Source organism: Sulfitobacter sp. HI0129, from assembly GCF_001635395.1.
Taxonomy (GTDB): Bacteria; Pseudomonadota; Alphaproteobacteria; order Rhodobacterales; family Rhodobacteraceae; genus Sulfitobacter.
The window spans coordinates 1-5,294 of the sequence record NZ_LWGH01000527.1 but is presented as its reverse complement, the minus strand read 5'-3'; the positions used below and the strand labels follow the sequence as shown (position 1 = coordinate 5,294).

The 5,294-nt window shown below is 61.8% G+C and carries 3 protein-coding genes; all 3 read right to left on the bottom strand.

Annotated features, from left to right (window positions below):
* Positions 1-166: 166 nt before the first annotated feature.
* Complete coding sequence (locus A3764_RS14410) at positions 167-1,288, bottom strand: carbon-nitrogen hydrolase family protein (protein ID WP_067951702.1); 1,122 nt, start codon at positions 1,286-1,288, stop codon at positions 167-169.
* A gap of 168 nt (positions 1,289-1,456) precedes the next feature.
* Positions 1,457-4,228: a TRAP transporter permease gene (locus A3764_RS14405; RefSeq protein ID WP_067923617.1), complete on the bottom strand. Its 2,772-nt coding sequence runs from the start codon at positions 4,226-4,228 to the stop codon at positions 1,457-1,459.
* A 115-nt stretch (positions 4,229-4,343) separates the two neighbouring features.
* A complete protein-coding gene (locus tag A3764_RS14400) occupies positions 4,344-5,276 on the bottom strand; it encodes a TAXI family TRAP transporter solute-binding subunit (protein WP_067951703.1) in 933 nt (310 codons plus the stop codon).
* Positions 5,277-5,294 lie beyond the last annotated feature (18 nt).

The following is a 5,294-nucleotide window of genomic DNA, read 5'->3' as shown; positions in this document are numbered from 1 at the left end:
GGCGGGCCAGCGCGGCCGTGGCGCCGCGCATCGCGCTCCAGCGATCGGACCGCAGTTGTATTGCGGATGAATATTCGTTCATGGAATGCATCAGTCAATCTCCGCTGCGCGGCGTCGACCAATGCATTCCACAGCGCGGCAGGAAGCCGCGCGCGTTCAGACCGGTCTAGCCGCTTGATGATTCTCCCGCCCCGGTGAAGACACCGGGTTTTGCCGGGGGGTTTGGAATGGCCGCGCCCTCTTGGGCTTCGGCTGTTGGCGTGGCGGCAGGTTCGGCTGCCGGTTGGCTCGCCGTACCGGCCGAGGGGTTCGGCATGGGTTCGACGGTATAGGCGTGCGCGCCCGGCTGGGGCAGCGCTTCGGCACCCTTGAACACAGGCGCCTCGGGCACGGACTGGGCCGGAACGTCGACATGCAGACCGGCGCGGGTACCCTGATGGGGCACGGCAAGCGGCCCCAGCGTCTTGAGAAATGCATCCGCACCGCTGTTACGATCATAGACCGAAAAATCGATCGGGCGATCCCGGAAGGATTTCAGGACCTGCCCCAGACCCTTCATGCCGGTCTCGCGCTGGCGGCGGACCATGGACAGATCGACCTCGATCGGGAACATGTCCTCTTGCCCCGCGGACTGGTGCAGCACCATGGACGTCGGATCGACGACACAGGACTTGCCGGTGCCCCCTGCGCCAAGGCCGTTCACGTCGAAGATATAGCACTGGAACTGCGCGGCGGTCGCACGGGCAATCGCCAGCTCTGCGTCGCGGTCGGTCGTGCCGGTGAGCACGGGATGCAACAGCACCTCGACACCCTGAGCGGTCAACTGGCGGGTCGTTTCGGGGAACCAGATGTCATAGCAGATGGACAGGCCGAACCGCCCGACGTCAGGCACGTCGAAAACGCAGAACTCGGTTCCTGCGGCCACGCCCTCCTCGTAGGGCCGGAACGGGAACATCTTGGCATAGCGGCGGATCACTTCGCCTTCGGGGTTGATCACCACCGAGGTGTTGTAGATGCGCCCGTCTTCGGGATGCTTCAGGAACATCGAACCGGGGATCAGCCAGACACGGTGCTTGCGCGCGGCTTCCTGAAACCGTTCGATCGTTTCATTCTCGGGGGGCAGTGCGAATTTATCCAAAGGACCGAAAGGCGCCAGTTCGGAAAAAAGGACCATCTGCGTCCATGGGAAACGCGCCATCAGGATATCGAGGCGCTGGATCATGCCATCGACGTTCGACTGCAGGGCATTCACGTACATCTGTACGCCGGCGATTGCAAAAGGGGTCATAACTGTTCACTCCGTGCGAATGCGGCGGCGGAGAAACTCGGAGAATTCCGATCCCGCGCACCGGCTGGCACGTCCCTTACGCCTATCCGAAGGGATGTGAAACAGGTGACTTCCACACGACCTGTCCGGCCCACGCATGGCCCGTATGCGAAAAACACAGCTATGATATCAGGCCGTCGCAGCCCGCCGGGCCCCGCGCGCCGCGCGTCCCCTCTGCAGGAAGATGACCAGCGCCAGAAGCAGCAGCGCGGGGATGAACATCCAGTATTTGCTGGGCTGGCTGACGGGCTTGAGCACCCGCAGAACCTCTTGATCCCAATCCAGTCCTGCCGCCTGAGCGGGTGAATCATAGGCCACATCGTCCACGATCATGGCATCGCCATCCTGCCGGAACAAAAGCCCCGCGGCTTCCAGCTTTTCTTCGCCGGTCGCGCCTTCGCCGATGGGTACCAGCGCCACGAATTCGATCGGGTCGCCCAGATCATTGAGGCCTGCGACCCTCAGTCGCAGCTTCTCGCCCGCCGGAGTGTCCGCCGCGGCCTGCACGATCTCGCTCGGCGCTTCTTCGCTGTAGGGCGGCGATACCATGTCCATCCAGAAACCGGGGCGGAACAGGGTAAAGGCGATCAGCAGCAGTGCGATCGTTTCATAGAAGCGGTTCTTGGCAAAGAACCAGCCCTGTGTTGCGGCCGCGAAAAGCAGCATCGCGATCGTTGCCACGATGAAGACAAAGATGCCCTGCCCCCAGCCCACACCGATGAGCAGAAGCTCGGTGTTGAAGATGAACAGGAAGGGCAGCGCCGCCGTACGCAGCGAATAGAAGAACGCGACGACCCCGGTCCGGATGGGATCTCCCCCAGAAACCGCAGCAGCGGCGAAAGAGGCGAGGCCCACGGGTGGCGTCACATCCGCCATGATGCCGAAGTAGAAAACAAAGAGATGCACGGCGATCAGCGGCACGATCAACCCGTTCTGCTGACCCAATGTCACGATGACCGGCGCAAGCAGCGCCGAAACCACGATATAGTTCGCCGTGGTCGGCAGCCCCATCCCGAGGATCAGTGACAGCACCGCTGTCAGCAGCAGAATGGCAAGGATATTGCCGCCCGACAGCACTTCGACAACGTCCGCCAGCGCCGAACCGACGCCCGTCTGGCTGACAACACCGACGATGATGCCTGCCGTTGCGGTCGCGATACCGATACCGATCATGTTGCGCGCTCCGGTTACCAGACCGTCGATCAGATCGAGGAAACCGTTCTTGATGTCATGGGCGAGCCTGCTCTCGCCCCGGAAGATCGCCATGAGCGGGCGCTGGGTCAGCAGGATGAAGATCATGTAGGCAGAGGCCCAGAAGGCCGAGAGGCCGGGCGACAGGCGGTCCACCATCAGGGCCCAGACCAGCACCACCACGGGCAGGATGAAATGCAGACCCGACCGTACGGTCGGCCCGGGCAGCGGCAGCTTTGTTACCGGCGCATTGGGATCATCGAGCTTCAGCGGCGCTTCCTTCGAGGCGACATAGAGCAGCCCGGCATACACCAGCGTGAGGAAGACAAAGATGATATATCCCGCCGTTTCCGGAAAGGCGGGCCTGATCCAGCCCATCAGGTAATAGACGGCGAAGGACAGCGCGCAGATGGCGGCCACGGTGAAGGCGATGGACAGCAGCCATGCAACCCAGGGCTTCGGCTCCACCGGGCGGGGGAGGCCTTCCATACCGGCCTTCAACGCTTCGAGGTGCACGATATAGACCAGCGCGATGTAGGAGATGACCGCAGGCAGAAACGCGTGCTTCACCACGTCGAAATAGGGAATGCCGACGTATTCCACCATCAGGAAGGCCGCCGCCCCCATGACGGGGGGCATGATCTGACCGTTGACCGAGGATGCGACCTCGACCGCGCCGGCCTTTTCGGAGTTGAACCCCACCTTCTTCATCAGCGGGATAGTGAAAGTCCCCGTGGTCACCACGTTGGCGATGGAGGAGCCGGAAATCAGCCCCGTCATGGCTGAAGACACGACCGCCGCCTTGGCCGGTCCGCCCTTCATGTGGCCCATGAGGCTGAAGGCGACCTGAATGAAATAATTGCCCGCGCCCGCCCGGTCGAGCAGCGATCCGAAGAGAACGAACAAAAAGACGAAGCTGGTCGAAACGCCCAGCGCGATGCCGAAGACACCTTCGGTCGTGATCCACTGGTGGTTCACGATCTCGGACAGGCTGTTACCCTTGTGCGCGATAATGCCCGGCATCTGCGGCCCCAGCACCGTATAGAGCAGAAAGACCGACGCCACGATCATCAGGGCGGGGCCAAGCGCGCGGCGCGTCGCTTCGAGCAGGATCAGGATACCGAAGACCGCGACGACATAGTCCTGCAGGATCGGTGCCCCGACCCGGTCAGCGATGTCCCGGTAGAAAATGAAAAGATAAAGCGCCGCGAGCGATCCGACGATGGCCAAAGCCCATTCCCACAGCGGGATGCGGTCTTTCGGTGATCCCAGGATGACCGTGGCCGCCACGAAGATAGCCGGCAGGGGAATCCACCAGATCGAAACGCTGTCCTTTGCCGCGACCATGAAAAGCCCGGCGAGCGCCAGCGGCACGATGATACCGAGGCCGAGCTGGAATTTCGTGCGCGCGGCGGGAAAGGCAAGGATGCCCAGGAATATGGCAAAGCCGAGGTGAATGGACCGGGCGAGTGTGTCGTTGAAAAGACCGAAGGGCGAAGCGATGTAGAGCTGGAAGAGCGACCAACCCAGCGCGACGAGCATGAGCAAAAGGCCAATCGGCCCGGCGACACTGCGACCGCCCGTATCCGAAGACGCGACCAGCTCATCCAGCTCCTGCTGGCTGAGACCCCCACGATCACCGGTGGCTTCCATTTCAACGAGCGCAGCCTGCTGCTGATACTTTTCGTCGTCTTTGTCCTTCTGCGCCATTCATCTTCCCCCTGTCGTCCGGCTCTTTTTTAAGGCCGGTACGTTCTTTTTCTTGGTCGGGTAATGTCGAATGGCGGCGGGTTTACCGCCACCATTCCGCTTGCTGGAAGCCGGATTACATCCAGCCGCGTTCCTTGTAGTACTTCTCGGCACCGGGGTGCAGCGGCGCGGAGAGCCCGCCGGAGATCATCTCTTCCTCGGTCAGGTTCTCGAATGCAGGATGCAGACGCTTGAACCGGTCGAAGTTGTCGAAGACCGCCTTGACCACCTGATAGACGACTTCATCGTCAACATCGGCGGAGGTGACGAATGTCGCCTTGACGCCAAAGGTGTTCACGTCTTCATCGGTACCCTTGTACATGCCACCCGGAATGGTCGCGGCGGCATAATAGGGGTTGTTGTCGATCAGGCCCTGAATCGCTTCACCTTCGACCGGCACGAGCTTGGCGTCGACGGTCGATACAGCTTCCTGGATGGAGCCATTGGGGTGGCCCACGGTGTAGATGATCGCGTCAACCTTGTTGTCACCCAGTGCGGCGGCCTGCTCGGCCGGCTTGAGCTCGGATGCCAGTGCGAAATCGTCAAGCGTCCAGCCTTTGGCGTCCATCACGACTTCCATGGTCGCGCGCTGACCGGAACCGGGGTTGCCGATGTTCACGCGCTTGCCCTTGAGGTCATCGAAAGATTCGATGCCGCTGTCGGCGCGGGCGATCACGTTGAACGGCTCACCATGGACGGAGAAGACCGCGCGCAGATTGTCGAACTTGTCACCCTCGAACTGGGATGTGCCGTTGTAGGCGTGGAACTGCCAGTCAGACTGGGCCACGCCCATATCCATGTCACCGGCCTTGATCGCGTTGATGTTCGCGATGGAGCCGCCCGTGGAAGGCGCCGTGCACTTGAGACCATGCTCGTCGGATTCACGGTTGACGAGGCGGCAGATTGACTGACCGACGACGAAGTAGACGCCGGTCTGACCGCCCGTACCGATGGTGATGAATTTTTCCTGCGCCATCGCGACAGTACCGGCCGACAAGGCCCCTGCCACCGCGAGCGTTCTGAATAG